Annotated in this window: 16 protein-coding genes and 1 pseudogene; 5 read left to right on the plus strand and 12 right to left on the minus strand. The window is 71.1% G+C overall.

What is annotated here, in order from left to right; translation table 11 throughout:
• Positions 1-9: 9 nt before the first annotated feature.
• The 10 genes and pseudogenes from QP939_RS42340 to QP939_RS42385 form a co-directional block, all read right to left on the minus strand.
• Positions 10-747, minus strand: a complete 738-nt coding sequence (locus QP939_RS42340; RefSeq protein ID WP_285452310.1) for an SDR family NAD(P)-dependent oxidoreductase — start codon at positions 745-747, stop codon at positions 10-12.
• A gap of 45 nt (positions 748-792) precedes the next feature.
• Positions 793-1,971: a thiolase family protein gene (locus QP939_RS42345; RefSeq protein WP_285452311.1), complete on the minus strand. Its 1,179-nt coding sequence runs from the start codon at positions 1,969-1,971 to the stop codon at positions 793-795.
• A gap of 102 nt (positions 1,972-2,073) precedes the next feature.
• A complete protein-coding gene (locus QP939_RS42350) occupies positions 2,074-2,652 on the minus strand; it encodes a TetR/AcrR family transcriptional regulator (protein WP_285452312.1) in 579 nt (192 codons plus the stop codon).
• A gap of 68 nt (positions 2,653-2,720) precedes the next feature.
• Entirely contained in the window at positions 2,721-3,779 is a 1,059-nt protein-coding gene (locus QP939_RS42355; RefSeq protein ID WP_285452313.1) for a class I adenylate-forming enzyme family protein, read from the minus strand.
• A 176-nt stretch (positions 3,780-3,955) separates the two neighbouring features.
• Positions 3,956-4,225, minus strand: a pseudogene (locus QP939_RS42360) (AMP-binding protein); the annotation flags it as partial.
• A gap of 11 nt (positions 4,226-4,236) precedes the next feature.
• Positions 4,237-5,727 carry a sugar ABC transporter ATP-binding protein gene (locus QP939_RS42365; protein WP_285452314.1) on the minus strand — a complete coding sequence of 497 codons (1,491 nt, stop codon included), beginning with the start codon at positions 5,725-5,727 and terminating at the stop codon, positions 4,237-4,239.
• Positions 5,727-6,833: an SMP-30/gluconolactonase/LRE family protein gene (locus QP939_RS42370; RefSeq protein WP_285452315.1), complete on the minus strand. Its 1,107-nt coding sequence runs from the start codon at positions 6,831-6,833 to the stop codon at positions 5,727-5,729. The genes QP939_RS42365 and QP939_RS42370 overlap by 1 nt, the downstream gene beginning before the upstream one ends.
• Positions 6,834-6,844: 11 nt before the next feature.
• Entirely contained in the window at positions 6,845-8,989 is a 2,145-nt protein-coding gene (locus tag QP939_RS42375; RefSeq protein ID WP_285452316.1) for an ABC transporter permease, read from the minus strand.
• 22 nt (positions 8,990-9,011) lie between these two features.
• Positions 9,012-10,085 (minus strand): sugar ABC transporter substrate-binding protein, encoded by a 1,074-nt coding sequence (locus tag QP939_RS42380; RefSeq protein WP_285452318.1) that lies wholly within the window; start codon positions 10,083-10,085, stop codon positions 9,012-9,014.
• 41 nt (positions 10,086-10,126) lie between these two features.
• The gene (locus tag QP939_RS42385) at positions 10,127-11,119 is read right to left on the minus strand and encodes an ABC transporter permease (RefSeq protein ID WP_285452319.1); all 993 of its coding nucleotides are present in this window, start codon (positions 11,117-11,119) and stop codon (positions 10,127-10,129) included.
• A gap of 145 nt (positions 11,120-11,264) precedes the next feature.
• On the opposite strand from QP939_RS42385, the gene QP939_RS42390 reads away from it, so the two are divergent.
• Together QP939_RS42390 and QP939_RS42395 are read left to right on the plus strand one after the other, a co-directional pair.
• A complete protein-coding gene (locus QP939_RS42390) occupies positions 11,265-12,452 on the plus strand; it encodes a CaiB/BaiF CoA transferase family protein (RefSeq protein WP_285452321.1) in 1,188 nt (395 codons plus the stop codon).
• An 8-nt stretch (positions 12,453-12,460) separates the two neighbouring features.
• Complete coding sequence (locus QP939_RS42395; protein ID WP_285452322.1) at positions 12,461-13,069, plus strand: TetR/AcrR family transcriptional regulator; 609 nt, start codon at positions 12,461-12,463, stop codon at positions 13,067-13,069.
• A 63-nt stretch (positions 13,070-13,132) separates the two neighbouring features.
• Here QP939_RS42395 and QP939_RS42400 read toward each other — a convergent pair whose 3' ends face one another.
• Complete coding sequence (locus QP939_RS42400) at positions 13,133-13,861, minus strand: DsbA family protein (protein ID WP_285452324.1); 729 nt, start codon at positions 13,859-13,861, stop codon at positions 13,133-13,135.
• A 121-nt stretch (positions 13,862-13,982) separates the two neighbouring features.
• Between QP939_RS42400 and QP939_RS42405 the strand changes: the two genes are divergently transcribed.
• A complete protein-coding gene (locus tag QP939_RS42405) occupies positions 13,983-14,750 on the plus strand; it encodes an enoyl-CoA hydratase/isomerase family protein (RefSeq protein WP_285452325.1) in 768 nt (255 codons plus the stop codon).
• Here QP939_RS42405 and QP939_RS42410 read toward each other — a convergent pair.
• Positions 14,737-15,735 (minus strand): NADPH:quinone oxidoreductase family protein, encoded by a 999-nt coding sequence (locus tag QP939_RS42410; protein ID WP_285452327.1) that lies wholly within the window; start codon positions 15,733-15,735, stop codon positions 14,737-14,739. The genes QP939_RS42405 and QP939_RS42410 overlap by 14 nt on opposite strands.
• A gap of 136 nt (positions 15,736-15,871) precedes the next feature.
• Between QP939_RS42410 and QP939_RS42415 the strand changes: the two genes are divergently transcribed.
• Together QP939_RS42415 and QP939_RS42420 are read left to right on the plus strand one after the other, a co-directional pair.
• Positions 15,872-16,546 carry an AMP-binding protein gene (locus tag QP939_RS42415; protein WP_285459972.1) on the plus strand — a complete coding sequence of 225 codons (675 nt, stop codon included), beginning with the start codon at positions 15,872-15,874 and terminating at the stop codon, positions 16,544-16,546.
• Positions 16,547-16,551: 5 nt separating this feature from the next.
• Positions 16,552-17,484, plus strand: coding sequence for a class I adenylate-forming enzyme family protein (locus tag QP939_RS42420; protein ID WP_285459973.1), 933 nt, complete (start codon positions 16,552-16,554; stop codon positions 17,482-17,484).
• Positions 17,485-17,496 lie beyond the last annotated feature (12 nt).

Raw genomic sequence — 17,496 nt, forward strand, 5'->3', positions numbered from 1 at the left:
CCTTGAGATTCACAGCGTCCAGCCGCCGTCGGCGGCGAGTACCGCGCCCGTGCAGAACGTGGCGTCCTCGGCCAGGAACACCGCCGCCTTGGCGATCTCCTCGACGGTGCCGAACCGGCCGAGCAGGGTGGCGTCGGCGATCTTCCGGCGCGACGCCTCCGGGATGGCCGAGGTCATGTCGGTGTCGACGAACCCCGGCGCGAGCACGTTGACCCGGACCCCGTGCGGGGCCAGCTCCTTCGCCAGCGACCGGGCGAATCCGACGGCCGCCGCCTTGACGCTCGCGTACGCGGTGTCGCCGGGGAAGCCCACGGAGCCAACCGCGGAGCCGATGATCACGACGCCGGAGTCCGTGCCGCGGCCCAGCCACGGGATTGCGGCCCGGACCAGCGCCGCGGTGCTGCGCAAGTTCTCCTCGATCACGCGCCACCAGTCGCCGAGGTCGATCCGGGCGAGCTTGCCGCCCTGCCACACGGCCGCGTTGAGCACGAGCGTGTCCAGGCGTCCCCAGTGACCGGTGACGCGCTCGACCACCGCGTCGGCCGTTTCCGGCGCGGCGAGGTCGAACGCCACCGGCAGGACGCGGCCGGGGTGGTCGGCCGCGAGCTTCTCGACGAGCTCGCCACCCGAGCGGTACGTGCCCGCGACGCGGACGCCGCGGTCGAGCAGCTGCCGCGCGATGCCGGCGCCGATGCCCCGGGACGCGCCCGTGACCAAAGCGACCCGGTCCGTTGTCTCTGCATCCATGGAATGACTGTACCGATCGGTCCATACGGAAAACTGTGACATACCTCAGATCCGTTCGACGACGGTGGCGTTGGCCATGCCGCCCCACTCGCACATGGTCTGCAGCCCGAAGCGCGCGCCGCGGTGCTCCAGGGCGCCCACGAGCGTCGTCATGATGCGGGCACCGCTGGCGCCGAGCGGGTGGCCGAGTGCGATGGCGCCGCCGTGCACGTTGAGCCGTTCGTGCTCGACCTTCAGGTCGCGCTGCCACGCCAGCGGCACCGGCGCGAACGCCTCGTTGACCTCGAACAGGTCGATGTCGTCGAGGGTGAGCCCGGCCCGCTCCAGCACGGCGCGGGTCGCCGGGACGACGCCCATCAGCATGACGATCGGGTCGTCGCCGACGACGGCGGTCGTGTGGACGCGGGCACGCGGCGTCAGGCCGAGCCGCTCGGCCTTCTCCGCGCTCATCAGCAGGACACCGGCCGCGCCGTCGGTCAGCGGCGACGAGTTGCCGGGCGTGATCTTCCAGTCGATCTTCGGGAACCGGCGCGCCGCCTCCTCGTCCACAAAGGAGGGTCGCAGTCCGGCGAGCCCCTCGGTCGTGGTCGACGGCCGGATCGTTTCGTCGGCAACGACGCCGGGCGCGTCGGTGACGGTGATCAGGTCCGGGGTGAAGAGGGGCTGCGCGGCGGCGGCCCGGGCGTGGGAAGCGGCGGAGAACTCGTCCAGCTCGTCGCGGTCGAGGCCCCACCGGGCGCAGATCAGCTCCGCCGACAGGCCCTGGCCGATCAGGCCGCCGGGGAACCGGTCGGAGATGCGGGACCCGAGGTGGTCGGCGCCCTGGGTGTCCGAATGCATCGGCACCCGCGACATCGACTCGACACCGCAGGCGATGACGACGTCGGCCGCGCCGGCCTGGATCGCGTGCGCGGCGAAGTGCACGGCCTGCTGGCTCGAGCCGCACTGCCGGTCGACGGTGGTGGCCGGGACGGTGAGCGGGAACCCGGCGGCCAGCACCGCGCTGCGCGTGGGGTTGACCGCCTGCTCGCCGGCCTTGGTGACGCAGCCGCCGATGACGTCGTCGACGAGCGCGGGGTCGATCCCGTTACGGCGGACGAGGGCGGCGAGGACGTCGGCGAGCAGGTGCACGGGGTGGACGTGCGAGAGGGCGCCGCCCGGCTTGCCCTTGCCGACGGGCGTGCGCAGCACGTCGACGATGACCGCGTCGCGCGGTGAGGTCATGGCTCCTCCGGAAGTCGTCGGAATACCCCGGACAATACGTGTATAGACCGGTCGGTACAAGCCTGTGTGCACAGCTTCACGCCACCGGTCGGACAAAAAAACTCAGGCGCGGATACCCTCGATCACCGCATCGAGGAACATGTCGGCCACCTGGTCGGGCGTCAGCTCGCCGTCGGGCTCGAACCACAGGTAGGTGTAGTTGAGCATCCCCAGGATGCCCTTCACCAGCAGCCGCGGCGTCTGCTTCAGCACCTTGGCGCGCACGCCCTGGTCCAGCGCCTGCCGCCAGTACCCCTCGTACCGCTCGCGAGCCGTGATCACGTGGTCGCGCCACTCGCCGGTGAGCGCCGTGTACTCGCGGAAGAACACCGCCCACTCGGCGCGGTGCTCGGCGATGTTGCGCAGCAGCCCGCGCGCCATCCGGCGGAGCAGTTCCTCGGCCGGGAGGTTCTGGTCCAGCAGCTCCTCGGCGTAGCTGTTCATCTTGTCGACCTGCTCCTTGCTGATCGCGTAGAGCACGGCCTCCTTGCTGCCGATGTAGTGGTACAGCGCGCCGCGGCCGAGGCCCGCGGCGCTGCCGAGCTCCGCGATTCCGGTGCCGTGGTACCCGTTCTTGGCGAACAGCTCGGCCGCGATGCCGATCACGCGCGCCCGGTTCGCCTCGAACCCCGTTGCCGTCATCTGCCGACGCCGCCTTCCTCGTGGACCGAACGATCCACAGGGTATCGGCCGGAGCCCCACGGGTGGCGTTACCCCTGCTCCAGCGTGTCACGGACCAGGAACTTCCGCACCTTGCCCGACGTCGTGCGCGGCAGCGGCGTGCGGGTGAACGTGAACCGGCGGGGGATCTTGAACGTCGCCAGCTCCGCCTTCAGGTACCGGACGAGCTCGTCCGCGGTCAGTTCGTCCCGGACCACCACCAGGGCCGAGCCGATCTCGCCCCACTCGTCGTCCGGGACGCCGACGACCGCCGCCTCGAGCACCGCCGGGTGCTGGGCGATCACCCGCTCCACCTCGGCCGGGTACACGTTGAGGCCGCCGGTGATGATCATGTCCTTGGACCGGCCGGAGACGTACACGAAGCCGCCTTCGTCGACGTGCGCGAGGTCGCCGGTGCGCAGCCACCCGCCTTCCAGCGGTGCTTCCTTGCCGTAGTAGCCGAGCATCGTCGCCGGTGACCGGCAGATGATCTCCCCCACCACGCCCGGCGCGGTGTCCCGGCCCTTGTCGTCCACGACGCGGACTTCGGCGGCGCTGCACGCCCGCCCGGCCGAACCCGCCTTCGCGTCGGCGTATGCGGCGTCGAGGTACAGCATCATCGTCGGGAACTCGCTCATCCCGTAGACCTGCACGAGCGCGCAGTCCGGCAGCAGCCGCCGCGCGTCGGCGATCGTGGTCAGCGGCACCGGCTCGCCGCCGCTGCAGATCAGCCGCAGCGAGCCGAGGTCGTGGTCACCGATCCCGGGGTGCGCGAGCACGCGCTTGAGCACGGTCGGCACGAGCAGCACCGACGTCACGCGCTGGGCGGCGACGGTCGCGAAGAACCGCTCCGGATCGAAGCCCGTGCTGGGGGACAGGACGACCCGGCCGCCCCGCCACAGCGTCGCGAGGGCGAGGTCGTGGAACCCGGCGGCCCAGCACAGGGCGGGCACGACCAGGTACACCTCGTCCGCCGTGACGCCGTAGTCGACGATCTGGTGGAACGAGTTCCACAGCACCGTCGAATGCGTGTGCATCGCGCCCTTGGGCACGCCGGTCGTGCCCGAGGTGTACTGCAGCAGGAACAGGTCCCCGGCCGAAACGTCCACTTCGGTGTCGGCCCCGGCTCGGCGACGAGGTCTTCGTAGGACGAGCCGATCTCGACGTACCTGGCCGCGAACCCGCCCGCGCGCACCTCGTCCACGACCGCGCCGAGTGCGGGTTCATAGACCACCCAGGACGCTTCGCAGTCGTCCAGGATGTACCGCACCTCGGCGGCCTTGAGCAGGTAGTTCACCGGCACGACGACCCCGCCGAGCTTGGCCACCGCGAAGAACAGCTCCACCCATTCGACGCGGTTGTGCAGCAGCACCCCGACGCGGTCGCCGTGGCGGAACCCGGCCGCGTGCAGCCCGGCGGCCAGCCGGTCCGAGCGCTCGTCGAGCTCGTCGTAGGTGACGTCCCGCCCTTCGAACGTCACCGCGATCCGGCCTTCGTTGACCCGGCCGGCCAGGCGCGGTTTGCGCAGCAGCTCAGCCACCGTGTAGCTGTCCATGGAGCTCCTCGTCAGAAAATGGCCGCGTACATGATCTTTTCCTGGGTCGCCTCCGCGCGGCTGAACTCGGCGACGGTCCGGCCGAAGCGGGTCACCAGGATCCGGTCGGAGACGGCGAGCACCTCCGGCAGGTACGACGAGATGACGATGACCGCCTTGCCCTCGTCGGCCAGCCGCCGGATCAGCTGGTGGATCTCCTCGATCGCGCCGACGTCGACCCCGCGGGTCGGCTCGTCGAAGATGACCACCTCCGGGTCGGCGACCAGCGACTTGCCGACGACGACCTTCTGCTGGTTGCCGCCGGAGAGCTCGACGATCTTCGCGTCGGCGTTGATCGCCTTGATCCGCAGCCGCTCGCTCCACTCCTTCGCCAGCGCCCGCCGCCGCGACCGCGAAAGCCACCACTGGCCCCGGCGCGAGGCGAGCTGGCCGAGGTAGAGGTTCTCGGCGATCGTCATCGTCTCGAAGTAGCCGTCGAGCTTGCGGTCTTCGGTGATGTAGACGATGCCGTCGTCGATCGCCTGCTTCGGGACGCGGTAGCGCACCGGCTTGCCGTTGAGCAGCACCCGGCCGCCGTGGATCCGGTTGCGCTTGAGCGCTCCGGCGATGATCTTCGCGGTTTCGGTGCGGCCGCTGCCGATCAGCCCGGCGATGCCCAGGACTTCCCCGGCGTAGGCGGAGAAGGACATGTTCTTCACGACCGTGCCGAGGATGAGGTTCTCGACCTCCAGCACGCGACGGCGCCGGGCTCCCGGTTCGCGCGGCGCGGCCGCCCGCGCGGTGCCGAGGCTCCGGCCGACCATGTGGCGGACGATCTCGTCCCGGCTGGTCTGTTTCGCGTCCAGGCAGGCCACGCGTTCGCCGTCGCGCAGCACCGTGACGCGGTCGGCGATCTTGAGTGACTCCTCCAGCGCGTGCGAGACGTAGATGATGCCGAGCCCGGCCGCGCGCAGCTCGTCGATGACCGTGAACAGGTGCAGCGTCTCTTCGGGCGTGAGGCTCGCGGTCGGCTCGTCGAAGATGACGATCCGCGCCTCCGACCGCAGCGCGCGGGCGATCTCGACCATCTGCTTCTTCGCCGCGCCGAGCGTGGAGACGTACGCGGTCGGGTCGACGTGGAAGTTCATCGACTGCAGCAGCTGCTGGGCACCGATGTTGAGCGAGCGGAACCGCGTCAGCAGCTTTTCGTGGCCCAGCTCGATGTTCTGCGCGGCCGTCATGGTCGGCACCAGGCTCGTTTCCTGGTAGACCATCGCGATGCCGTGCTCCAGCGCGTCGTGCGGACGGCGGAAGTTCACCGGCTCCCCGGCGATCCGCAGTTCGCCCGCGGAGTGCTGCACCGCGCCGGCGAGGACCTTGCACAGGGTCGACTTCCCCGCGCCGTTCTCCCCCACCAGCGCGTGCACCTCCCCGGCCCGCAGATCGAAGTCGACGTCGCGGATCGCGTGCACCCCGCGGTAGGTCTTGGTCACCCGCGCCATTTCGACGAGCAGCTCGCTCATCACACCTCACCCGCTTCCAGGACCAGCACCTCGTCACCGCCGTGGACCGCGACGAACACGCGCTCGCCGTCCTGCTTGACCGAGGTGACGCCGTGCCGCCGGCCGCCGCCGCGGCTGTGCAGGCTGCCGGTCACGTACCCCTCTTCGTCCAGCCGCGCCACCAGGCCATACGACCTCGGCGGGGCCCACGGCTTGATCACGCCGAGCTTGCGGATCTGCCCGCCCTGCAACGGCTCCAGCCCGGAGTCCAGGCCGCGCAACGCGGGCCGGATCCAGTAGTCCGGTTCGATGGTCCGCATCATCTCGGTGACGTAGTCGCGTTGCGTCAGCACGAACTCGACGAGCTGGGTGCGCAGGGCGAAGACGGCCAGCCAGTAGCCGCCGGGCGCGGGGTTGAGCCGGCCGGGGTAGCCCGGCAGGTTCTCCCGGATCGGCCTTCCGTGGCCGCTCAAGGGAAACCGGCTGAGCCGATGCGCCCAGGCTTCGGCGACGACGAGCGCGTCCTCGTCCGCGGTCAGGCAGACGCCGCTCGCGTAACCGAGGCCGCGGGCCAGCACGGTCGCCCGCGCGGCACCCGGGTCGAGCCGCAGCAGCCGTCCGGTGGCGTTCTGTTCCATCAGGTCCCGGACCCAGTCCGGCCCGTGGTGGCGGACCGAACCGTCGGTGAGGTACACCGCGCCGTCGCGCGCGACGGCGAGGTCGGTCGGGCAGTGGATCGGCACGCCGTCCTCGTCGGTGTCGGCGACGACGGACGTCGTCCCGTCGCGGCCGATCCGCACCAGCCCGATGCCCGCGACGCAGACGAGCACGTCACCGTCACCCGTGCGCGCCAGCGCCCCGGCCAGGCCGGGCAGGTCGGCGACCACCTCGGACCGGGAGAACTCCGGGCCGGACCGCCGGACGACCTGCCGTCCGGTGCTGACCAGGAGACCACCGCTGTCGTCCGGGCAGACGTCTTCGGGCGCGGTGATCCCGACCGCGGTCCGGGACGCGTCCAGGGCGTCGTTCGGGGTGAGGCCGCCGTCCAGCGGCGGGACGGCGCGGTGCGCGGACCGGCCGGGGAACAGGAACTCCTTGACCAGTTCCCACGCTTCGACTCGGGGCATCGTCGTTCCCTTCAGCTGAGCCGGACGCGGCCGACACGGTTGTTCTCCAGGCCGCCGATGTAGAGGTGGCCGTCGTGTTCGCGCATCGACGTGATCGTGGCGTGCTTCTCGCCGCCCGGGTCCCAGAACGTCTCCAGCACCTCGCCCGCCTCGGACACCTTGACCACGCACCCGTGGTTCATGCTCGGGTACAGCCATTCGTCGCGCGGGATGCGCTTCATCATGCGGCGCCGGAACTTCGGCATCCGCATGGCCAGGTCGTAGGCGGGCGAGCGCATCCCGTTGAGCGCGACCCAGTAGGTGCCGTCGGAGGCGCGGTTGATGTTGTCGAGGTAGCCGGGGAAGTTGTCCATGAAGATCTCCAGGCGACCCCGGTTCGGCCCGCTGTGCCAGTAGCGCAGGATCCGGCAGAGCCAGGTCTGGGCGATCAGCAGCGACTCGCCGTCGTGCGCGCCGCAGACCCCGTTGGGGAACACCAGGTCGCGCAGCACCGTGCGGGTCCGTCCGGTCTTCGGGTCGTGGCAGACGAGCCGTCCGTTGGGCCGCCCCTCGACGCCGTCGAGGATCCAGTCGGCCATGTCGAACCGGGTGGTCGCCTCGCTGAACCAGATCCGGCCGTCCGGGGTGATGTCGACGTCGTCGGCCATGCGCAGCCGCGAGTCGTCGCGCAGCCGCGACCACGTCCGGTCGGTTTCGTCGGACAGCTTGCGGTGCTTGCCGTCCGGCGACACCGCGTAGAGGCCCATGCCGCCGACGCAGACGATCAGGTTCCGCTCGGCGTCGAACGCCATGCCCAGCGGGTGGCCGCCGATCCGGGCGAACACCTCGCGCGTGCCGAAGTCCGGCCCGGAGAAGCGGAGGATCCAGCCCTGCCGCGTTCCACAGTAGACACGGCCCTGGTCGTCCACGATGACGTCCTCGGGGCCCTCGACCTGGCCGAGGCCGATGGCTTCGGCGTCGCGGAGCCGGTCGTTGATCTCGAACGGGCTGCCCGAGCCGGGCCGGATGTCCTCCAGCGGGCCGTACTCCAGCAGCGTCGGGTTGACGTAGGTCTTCTGGATCGCCTTGCCGCGGTTCTTGCCCCACTTGGTGTCCAGGCCGACGGCGACGATCAGCACCACGGCCAGCACGGTCTGCAGGACCTCGCCGCCGACGTCCATCAGCAGCAGTCCCTTGCCCAGCAGGCTGATCGTGGCCGCGCCGATGAACGCGCGCCACACCGTGCCCTTGCCGCCGGCGAGGCTGATGCCGCCGAGGATGACCGCGGTCAGGACGTTCAGCTCGAAGCCCTCGCCGACCCGCGCGCTCGCGCTGCTCAGCCGCGCCGCGTAGAAGACACCGGCCACCGCGCACAACGCGCCCGCGGCCACGTAGCTGAAGAGCAGCACGCGCTCGACCCGGATGCCCGCGTGCCGCGCCGCGCGCCTGCTGGCACCGACGGCCGTGACGTGCCAGCCGAGCCGCGACCGGCTCAGCACGACGTGGCCGAGTACGAGCACCACGAGCAACGTGACGAAGCTGAACGGCAGGCCCGCGACCTTCCCGGAGCCGAACCACTCCCACACCGGGTCGGTCACGAACACCGACGCCGTCTGCGCCGAGAAGTGCAGGTCGAGCAGGTTGAGCACGCCGCGGAAGATGATCAGCGTGACCAGCGTCGTCAGGAAGGGCCGGGCCTTGAGGTAGGCGACGATGACGCCGTTGAGGCTGCCGAGCACGGCCCCGGCCACGACGGTCAGCAGGATCGCCGGCACCACCGGCACCCCGCCGACGGTGATGAGCAGGATCGCGACCATGTTCGTGAGCCCGAACATCGCGCCGACCGAGAGGTCGATCCCGCCGGAGATCATCACGACCGCCATGCCCAGGCAGATCAGCGACATCTCGGCGAGCTCCGCCGCGGTGGACAGCAGGTTCGCCGACGAGGCGAACCCCGGTGCGGCGATCGAGAAGAACACGATGACCCCGGCGAGCAGGGCCACCGGGATGGCCGGTTCCATCCAGCGCTTCTCGAACAGCTCCGCGAAGACCTGCTGCGGCGACGCGCGGTAGCGCAGGTGCCGCAGCCGCCCGCGCAGGGTCTCCTGCCGGGGAATGTTCCGTTCGGCGGGCCGCCGCCGTGGGGGCGCGGGCCGCGTCGGGGCGGTTGCCGTCATGGTTCTCCCTTTGCGCGGGCTGTCAGCGGACGGTCAGGCCGTCGTTCTTGCCGTCGTAGCAAGTGTCGGGCTGGTTCCAGTTGGCCTTGTCGATCTTGACCAGCGGGGTGTAGTCGGCGATCCGCGCGGTGCCGGGCGCCTGTCCCGATTGGACGAGGTACTTCGCGATGGCGACGATGTCCGCGCCCTGCGTCGGCACCGAGTAGCCGTAGGACTCGAAGAACATGCCGTCGCGGACGCCTTCGCAGGTGATGTTGCTGTGGTCGGAGGTGAAGACCTTGACCTGGCCGAGCTTCCCGGCTTCCTTGATCGCCGTCGCCGCGCCGTACTGCATCTGGTCCCAGAACCCCCAGCTGGCGCAGAGGTCCGGGTGCTGGCGGATCACCGTGGCGGTGATGTCGTGGGCCTTGGTCCGGTCCCAGTTCGCCGCCTGGGTGGACACGATCTTGATCTCCGGGTGCTGGTCGAAGACCTGCTTGGCGCCCGCCATCACGTCGAGGGTGAAGCCGGACGTGGCGTCGCCCTGGACGATCTGGACCTCGTGCGACGTCGGCGTGCTCGCGCCGCACTGGGTGACGATGTCGGTGGCGATCCGGCGGCCGAGGTCGATCGTGTCCGCGCCGACGAAGGCGTCGGACTTGTAGTTGGACACCATGTTGATCTGGACGACGTAGATGCCGGCCTGCTGGGCCTGCTGGATCAGCTTCGCCAGGAGCTGGACGTCGAAGTTGTGCACCACGAGCACGGCGGGCTTCTCGTTGATCAGCGACTGCACGGCTTCGGCCTGCTTCGCGGTGTCCCAGTTGGGATCGCGCAGCACGTAGTGCATGCCGGCGGCTTCGAACCCGCGCTGCAGCTGGCGGCTCCACTCGGCCATCAGCGGGGTGCCCATGCCGATCGGCACGAACGCGGCGGTCTTGCCCTGCAGGCTCTTCAGCGCGTGGTCACGCAGCTCGCCCGCCGACGCGGTGGGCGGCACCTGATCCCCGCCCCCACTGCTCGCGGCGCTGGTGCCTCCTCCGGTCGAGCAGCCGGTGACGGCCAGCAGTGCCGCCGCGGCGAGCGCCGCCGGTTTCCGGGCACGGTTTTTGCGCATGACAGGACCTCCTTGTCCTCGGGTCTTCGGGGTGGGCAGTGCTAGTCGCCCTGGCGGACGGTCTCTTCGTCGCGGGGGTGCAGCCGGTTGTCGAGCACCAGCGCGGCGAGCAGGATCAGGCCTTTGACGATGTCCTGCTCGTGGGTGTTCATGTTCAGGATCGTCATGCCGTTGAGCATCACGCCGATCAGCGCGGTGCCGGCCACGACGCTCAGCACGCTCCCCCGGCCGCCGACCAGGCTGATGCCGCCGACGACCACGACGAGCAGCACGTCGTAGATCAGGGTGCTGTCGATGACCTGCGTGTTGAGCCCGCCGACCGACCCGGCGACGACCAGGCCGCCGACGAACCCGATCGTCGCGCTCGCCGTGTACTCGAGCACGGTGAACGGGCGGACCGCGATCCCGGTCAGTGCGGCGGCGCCGGCGTTGTCGCCGTGGGCGTAGACGAACCGCCCGGCTTTGGTGCGCGACAACAGCAGCTGCGCGAGCGCCGCGGTCACGACGAACACGATGATCGGCACCGGCACGCCGAGCAGCGTCCCCTGGCCGAGGGCCAGGACGAAGTGGCGGTCGCCCGGCAGCTCCGCGATCAGTCCGTCGAGGACGGTCGTGCGCGCGAGCCCGTAGACCAGCAGGCCCGAGGCGAGCGTCGCGAACAGCGCGGGGATTTCGGCGAAGGCGATGAGGAAACCGTTGAGCAGCCCCATCACCAGCACGATGCCCAGGCCGGCGACCAGCGCGACCGGGGTGCTCACCTCGGTGTGCATCAGCTGGATCGCGACGGCGGTGGCGACGCCCATCGACGCGATGAGCGAAAGGTCCATGCCGCGCGCGATGACGACGACCGCCATCGCCACCCCGAAGATGCCGAGGGACGACACGCTGCGGACGAGGTTGACCAGGTTGCCGAGGTGCAGGAAGCCGTCCAGGGTCACGCCGAACACCACGAACAGGGCGACGACCACGACCAGGACGATCTGTTCCTGCGAGACCCTGGCGAGGAGGGTCCGGCCCGATGGGGATGCGCTCATCGTCACTCCGTTGTTTCGATGGCTCTTGTACCGATCAGTCGGTACCGTTGTTCCGACCGAACGGTACACTCGTCGCCGACGCAGTCAATCCCGCACTGCGCCACCTTCACCCGGTCGGGTGACGCGGACCACTTTGGAGGCCCGGATGGTCGACCCTGCTCCCGAACGCCGCGGACCGCTGCATGGCGTCCGCGTGCTCGAAGTCGCGGGCATCGGGCCCGGCCCGTTCTGCGGGATGCTGCTGGCCGACATGGGCGCGGACGTGATCCGTGTGGACCGGCCGGACGGCCACGCGGGCAACCCGGTCTCGCCGTCGTTCGACCTCCTCAACCGTGGACGGCGTTCGGTGGTGCTGGACCTGAAGCACCCGGAGGGCGCGGAGGTGTTGCTGCGCCTGGCCGAAACCGCCGACGTGCTGCTCGAAGGATTCCGGCCGGGCGTCGCGGAGCGGCTCGGCATCGGCCCGGACACCTGCCGCGAGCGGAACCCGCGGCTGGTCTACGGGCGGATGACCGGCTGGGGCCAGGACGGGCCGCTGTCCGCGCGGGCCGGCCACGACATCAACTACATCGCGCTGGCCGGCGCACTCGGCCTGATGGGCCCGGCGGACGGCCCGCCGACGGTGCCGGTCAACCTGCTCGGCGACTTCGGCGGCGGCGCGATGTTCCTGGCGTTCGGCGTGGTCTGCGCGGTGCTCGAGGCCAGGGCGAGCGGGCAGGGGCAGGTGGTGGACGCGTCGATCGTCGACGGGACGGCGTTGCTGACCACGATCGTGCACGGCTTGCGAGCACAGGGATTGTGGGGCGACCGCGCGGAAAACCTGCTCGACGGCGGCGCGCACTTCTACGGCGTCTACGAGTGCGCGGACGGGCGGTTCGTCAGCATCGGCGCGGTCGAGCCCCGGTTCTACCGGGAGCTGCTCGACGCGCTCGACCTGGCCGACGACGACGAATTCGTGCGCGGCCACGAGGATCGGTCGCTGTGGCCGCGTCTGCGCGACCGGCTCTCGGTGGTGTTCCGCGACCGGACGCGCGACGAGTGGACCGCGCTGCTCTCCGACCGCGACGTCTGTTTCGCGCCGGTGCTGAACCTCGACGAGGTCGCCGTGCACCCGCACAACCGGGCGCGGGAAACCTTCACCGACGCCCACGGCCTGCTCCAGCCCGCCCCGGCACCGCGGTTCAGCCGCAGCGTCCCCGGCACGCCGGGGCCACCGGCGCTGCCGGGTGCCGACAGCCGGGAGGTGCTGACCGCCGCCGGATTCACCCCGGCGGAGACCGAGTCCTTGCTCTCCACCGGCGTAGTCTTGGACCGAACGGTCCGATCGTACTAGGAGGCCCGGTGGACGAATCGACCCAGGAGCGGATCCTGCGGGTGGCGGCGGAGATGTTCGCCCGCAAGGGCTACCACGCGACGGGCGTCGCCGAGCTGGGCGCGGCCGCCGGTCTCCAGCGGGGCGCGCTATACTACCACATCAAGTCCAAAGAGGACTTGCTGTTCGACCTGTCGAAGCGCCACGTGGAGGAGGCACTGGCCCGCGGCCGCGAGGTGCTGGCCAAGGACCTGCCCCCGGCGGCGAAGCTGCGCGCGCTGGCCCGCGAGCACCTGCGGACGATCGCGGCCCGCTGCGCGGAGGTGACGGTGGTGATCCGCGAGATGCACTCGTTGACGGGAATCCGCGCGAAGCGGCTGAAGGAACTGCGCGACGAGTACGAGAACCTCTTCGCCGCGGTGCTGCGTGAGGGGGCGGCGCAGGGGGTGTTCGCGAGCGCCGACCGGGTGGTGGTGCTGGGGGTGCTGGGAATGTTCAACTGGACGCACGTGTGGCTGGACGCGGAGCGGGGCCCGCTGTCCCCGGACGACATCGCGGACCGGCTCACGGATTTGATCATCCACGGCCAGCTCGCCCCCGCCACGGCGGTTCCGGCACCGGCTGCCGCGAGGCAGTGACGGCCGCGCGGGCCCGGCAGCGCGGCGCGCGAGCCCAACCGCGGGAAGCCGTCTCGTCCGGCCCTACTTCTTCTGGCGTCTGCTGCCGCCGTGCCAGTCCTCCTGCTTGCCCACCTCACCCGCGGCCACCCCGAACGACGGCAGCTGCGGCTGCTCCCGCAAGCTCCGCTTCAGCTCCGCGAACCCCGGGAACCGCGACAACGCCACCACGTGCTCCCACAGCTCCACCGCCTCGGCGTCGTCCGGGAGGCGGCTGATCACCGGGCCGAACAGGGCCGTGCCCGTCGGCGGCTCGAAGTGCAGGATCGGCGTGCCGACGTCCTTGCCCGTCAACGTCAGCGCCACGTCCGTCTCGGCCTGGATCACCGCGTCCCACGTCGAATCCTCCAACGCGTCCGCGTGCTCGGCCGGGAGCCCGTTCCGCGTCAACGCCGAGGTCGCCAGCTCGCGCGTACCCCGGTGGACCGCGGCTGCCGTGCCGTCCGGCACCGCCTCGCGCTCGAACGTCTCCTCCCCCAGCGTCTCGTAGAACGCCCCGATCGGCGCCGGGCCGTGCGCACGCCGGACGCTCGCCGCCACGCGAAGCAGCTTCAGGCCCGCCGTGTGCGAAGCCTCGTACTCCGGCGGGAAGTGCGCCGCGTAGTCGATGTGCGAGTTGAGCAGCCGGAGCGAGATGAACCGCCACTCGACGTCGTACCGCTTCTGCCGCGCGACGGTGCGGACCCACTTGCTCGTCATCCAGGCGAAGGGGCAAACCGGGTCGAAGTAGAAGTGCAGATCAGCGTCGGCCATTCCGCCAGAATACCCGCCCAGGCCTTGGACCGCCCGGTCCACGTTATGGACAACGTCACAAGCACACGAACACGGGCAGACCTAGCCTCCGTTGTACCAACTGATCCACGAGGAGGCACCCATGGCCGAGCACGTCCGGTTGACCGTCGAAGGCGGGGTCGGCGTCGTCCGCCTCGACCGGCCGCCGGTGAACGCGCTGAACCGCACCGTCCGGGAAGAGCTGCTGCAGGTCGCCGCCGAGGTGACGCGCCGCGGCGACGTCCGGGCGGTCGTCGTGCACGGCGGGCCGAAGGCGTTCGCCGCCGGGGCCGACGTCCGGGAGTTGGCCGCCCTCTCCGGTGCGGACATGGCCGCCGAGGCGCGGCGGATCTCCGCGGGCATCGGCGCGCTGGCGTCGGTCCCGAAGCCGACCGTCAGCGCGCTCACCGGCTTCGCGCTCGGCGGCGGCCTCGAAATCGCCCTGAGCACCGACCGCCGGATCGCCGCGGACACCGCGAAGCTCGGCCTGCCCGAGATCCTCCTCGGCGTCATCCCCGGCGGCGGCGGGACGCAGCGGCTCACCCGGCTGATCGGTGAGGCCGCCGCCCTGGACCTCGTCTACACCGGACGGTTCGTCGACGCCGAGGAGGCCCTCAAGCTCGGCCTCGTCGACGAAGTCGTCCCGGCTGAAGAGGTCTACGACCGGGCCTTCGCTTACGCCGCCCAGTTCGAAAACGGGCCCAGCCTCGCCTACGCGGCCGCGAAAAAGGCGATCAAGCAGGATCTCGAACCGGGCCTCGACCTCGAGTCCGCGTTGTTCGCGGACCTGTTCACCACCGAGGACCGCGACATCGGCATGACGTCGTTCCTCGAAAACGGGCCGGGCAAAGCGAAGTTCACCGGCCGGTGACGCCAGGGGCGGCCGGTCGGAACGTCAGCACGCTCTTTCCGGCCGCCCGCCGCGCCTCCAGGTCCGCCAGCGCCTCGGCGCCGTCCTCGAACGCGTACGTCCGGCCCACCACCGGCCGCACCCGCCCGGCGACGGCCAAGTCCGCGAGCGCCGTCCCGACCCGCCGGATCATGCCGGGGTCGATCGCCGCGTAGTGTCCCCAGGCGACCCCGACCACCTCGATGTTCCGCAGCAGCAGCCGGTTCACCGCCACCTGCGGGATCCGCCCCTCCGTGAAGCCGATGACGAGCAGGCGCCCGTCCGGGCGGAGCAGCCGCAGGCTCTCGTCGAACCGGTCGCCGCCGACCGGGTCGAAGACCACGTCGACGCCGTCGGCGCGCTCCCGGACCTCGTCCACCCACCGATCGGTGCGGATCACCTCCGTCGCCCCGGCCCGCCGGGCGACCGCGGCCTTCGCGTCGTCGCTGACGACCGCCAGCACCCGGGCGCCGAGCGCGAGCGCGACCTGCACGGCCGCCGTCCCGACGCCGCCGGCCGCGCCGTGCACCAGCACCGTCTCCCCCGCTCGCAGCCGCCCGCGTTCGGCGAGACCGAAGTAGGCGGTCTGGTAGTTGACCATCAGGCCGACGCCGTCGACGAAGCCGATCGCCTCGGGCAGCGGCACGACGTGCGCGGCCGGCACGCCGACTGCCTCGGCGTACCCACCGCCGTGGCCGGTGAAGGCGACGACGCGGTCGCCGGGCGCGAACCCGGTGCCGGGCGCGGCCCGCCGCACGGTCCCGGCGACCTCGAGCCCCGGCGCGAACGGCGGCTCGGGCCGCACCTGGTACCGGCCGTGGGTCAGCAGGAGGTCCGGGAAGGTCACCCCGGCGGCGTGCACGTCGATGACGACTTCCGCGTCCGGCACGGGCAGCGTCCCGATGCGCAGGGCTGCCGGACCGGCCGGTTCGGTCACCAAAAGTGCGCGCACTTCACTGTTCTCCATGCGGCGACGGTACTTGTTTATACCGATCGGTACAAGCATAATCGTCAGTTAACAGGCTTATTCAGACCGACCGGTACAAACATCGGCCGGGACCGAGGAGGGTGAGCGACGATGCTCGGCGAGACGGCTGCACCAGATCGGACCACCGGCGCGATCGGCCCCGACGGGCTGGACCACCGGCGCCGCGGCGTCGACGTCACGGTCGCGGACCTCTACGAACGCGCGTACCGGGAATTCGGCTCCCGCGTCGCCGTCCGGGACGGCGACCACGCGCTCACCTACCGGGAAGCTCGGCGACCGCGTGCACCGCATCGTCGGCGGGCTGACCGAACTGGGCCTGCGGCGCGGCGACCGCGGTGTCCTCCTGCTGGCCAACGGGCCCGAGTTCTTCGAGGCCGAGCACGCGCTGTTCGTCGGCGGCTTCGTCCGGACGGCCCTCAGCGTGCGGCTGCACCTGCGCGAGGTCGTCCACATCCTCACCGACTGCGCGGCTTCGGTCGTGTTCGCCGGTCCGGACTGGGCCGAACGCCTGGCCGGGGTGCGCGCCCAGCTGCCGGCGCTGCGGTCGGTCGTCACCGTCGGCGGCGGACCCGGCGACACGACCCTGGCCGCGTTGCGCGCGGCGGATCCCGTACCCCCGGCCCGGCCCGGCGCGGGCGACCCGGCCGCGATCCTCTACACCAGCGGCACCACCGGCCTGCCCAAGGGCGCGACGCTCAGCCACGCGAACTGGGTGGCGATGGTGCGCAACGAGCTCGTCGAGCTTCCCCGGCCACCGACGGCGACCTCGTCCTGCACGTCGCGCCGCTGAGCCACCTGAGCGGGTACGTCGCGCCGTCGTTCTTCGTCCGCGGCGCGACCCACCTCACCCGCGCGAAGTTCGACGCCGCCGAGACCCTCGAGCTGATCGAGCGGCAGCGCGTGACGATCCTGCCGATGGTGCCGACGATGCTGAACCTGCTGGTGCTGGCCGCCGAACAGCGGCCGGGCGACTACTCGTCGCTGCACACGGTCGTCTACGCCGGTTCGCCGATCGCGCCGGACCGGCTCGCCCGGGCGCGCGCGGTGTTCGGCGACGTGTTCGTCCAGTTCTACGGGCTCAGCGAGCTGCCGATCCCGATCGCCTGCCTGTCCGCCCGCGACCACGCCTTCGACCCGGCCGACGGCATCCCGCCGCGGCTGGCGTCGGCGGGCCGGGTGCACCCCTTCGTCGAGGTGAAGCTCGTCGACGAGCTGGGCGAGGAGGTGCTGCCCGGCGGGATCGGCGAGATCACCGTGCGCGGCGACCAGATGATGATGGGCTACTGGAACCTCCCGGGCGCGACGGCGGCGATGATCGGCCCGGACGGCTGGGCGGGCACCGGCGACCTCGGGCGCTTCGACGAGGACGGGTACCTGTACATCGTGGACCGCAAGAAGGACATGGTCGTCACCGGCGGCTTCAACGTCTACCCGACGGAGATCGAGAACGTCGTCTCGACGCTGCCCGCGGTGTCGGAGGTGGCCGTCGTGGGGGTCCCCGACGAGATGTGGGGCGAGTCCCTCAAGGCGGTCGTCGTGGTGCGCGACGGGCACGCGGTGACGGCCGAGGAGATCGTCGCGGTCTGCGCGGAACACCTGGCCGGGTACAAGAAACCGCGCTCGGTGGAGTTCGTGGCGGAGCTGCCGAAGACGGGCTCGGGCAAGATCATGCGGCGGCAGCTGCGGGACCGCTACTGGTCGCGCAGCGACCGGAAGGTCGGCGGCTGATCGTCCACAACG

The sequence above is a fragment of the Amycolatopsis nalaikhensis genome (assembly GCF_030264295.1).
GTDB classification, from domain to species: Bacteria; Actinomycetota; Actinomycetes; order Mycobacteriales; family Pseudonocardiaceae; genus Amycolatopsis; species Amycolatopsis nalaikhensis.

Excerpts from the sequence above, each read along its gene's own strand:
- QP939_RS42340 (WP_285452310.1), bottom strand. The coding sequence starts at position 747 with ATGGATGCAGAGACAACGGACCGGGTCGCTTTGGTCACGGGCGCGTCC.
- QP939_RS42345 (WP_285452311.1), bottom strand. The coding sequence starts at position 1,971 with ATGACCTCACCGCGCGACGCGGTCATCGTCGACGTGCTGCGCACGCCC.
- QP939_RS42350 (WP_285452312.1), bottom strand. The coding sequence starts at position 2,652 with ATGACGGCAACGGGGTTCGAGGCGAACCGGGCGCGCGTGATCGGCATC.
- QP939_RS42365 (WP_285452314.1), bottom strand. The coding sequence starts at position 5,727 with ATGAGCGAGCTGCTCGTCGAAATGGCGCGGGTGACCAAGACCTACCGC.
- QP939_RS42370 (WP_285452315.1), bottom strand. The coding sequence starts at position 6,833 with ATGCCCCGAGTCGAAGCGTGGGAACTGGTCAAGGAGTTCCTGTTCCCC.
- QP939_RS42375 (WP_285452316.1), bottom strand. The coding sequence starts at position 8,989 with ATGACGGCAACCGCCCCGACGCGGCCCGCGCCCCCACGGCGGCGGCCC.
- QP939_RS42380 (WP_285452318.1), bottom strand. The coding sequence starts at position 10,085 with ATGCGCAAAAACCGTGCCCGGAAACCGGCGGCGCTCGCCGCGGCGGCA.
- QP939_RS42385 (WP_285452319.1), bottom strand. The coding sequence starts at position 11,119 with ATGAGCGCATCCCCATCGGGCCGGACCCTCCTCGCCAGGGTCTCGCAG.
- QP939_RS42390 (WP_285452321.1), top strand. The coding sequence starts at position 11,265 with ATGGTCGACCCTGCTCCCGAACGCCGCGGACCGCTGCATGGCGTCCGC.
- QP939_RS42400 (WP_285452324.1), bottom strand. The coding sequence starts at position 13,861 with ATGGCCGACGCTGATCTGCACTTCTACTTCGACCCGGTTTGCCCCTTC.
- QP939_RS42405 (WP_285452325.1), top strand. The coding sequence starts at position 13,983 with ATGGCCGAGCACGTCCGGTTGACCGTCGAAGGCGGGGTCGGCGTCGTC.
- QP939_RS42410 (WP_285452327.1), bottom strand. The coding sequence starts at position 15,735 with ATGGAGAACAGTGAAGTGCGCGCACTTTTGGTGACCGAACCGGCCGGT.